At 48.7% G+C, this 372-nt stretch carries 1 protein-coding gene; it reads left to right on the top strand.

Annotated elements, in window-relative coordinates:
* Positions 1-311, top strand: a 311-nt coding sequence (locus P0G09_RS20905) for a replication initiator protein A (RefSeq protein ID WP_275253147.1), incomplete at its 5' end; no start/stop codon positions are given.
* Positions 312-372: the final 61 nt, after the last annotated feature.

Raw genomic sequence — 372 nt, 5'->3', positions numbered from 1 at the left:
AAACTCCGCTGCCGCCGTTTCTCCCATACCCACGCTTTCTTTTGGAACTTGACCTGAGCCAGACTGCAAAAATGACTTATGCGCTGCTGCTCGACCGTGCCACGCTCTCGCAGAAAAATCTCTGGACGGATGAACGAGGTTTCGTGTTTGTCATTTTTACGATTTGCTCTTTGGCTGAGCAGCTAGGGCGCAGCACGGTCAGTGTTTCCAGTGCGCTTAAGGAATTGGACGCTGCGGGATTGATCGAGCGCAGACGAACGCGGTTTTCTTCGCCCAATCACATCTTTGTAAAAATTCCAAATGTTGAATAGTTCTGCGTTTTTCACGATTCAAGAACCGCCAAAATCACGATTCTGCGATGCAGATTCTTAA

Origin of the sequence: Faecalibacterium sp. DFI.5.82, assembly GCF_029076575.1 — a bacterium.
GTDB lineage: Bacteria > Bacillota > Clostridia > Oscillospirales > Ruminococcaceae > Faecalibacterium > Faecalibacterium duncaniae.
The sequence above is the reverse complement of the archived record's forward strand: the minus strand, read 5'-3'. Positions and strand labels throughout refer to the sequence as shown.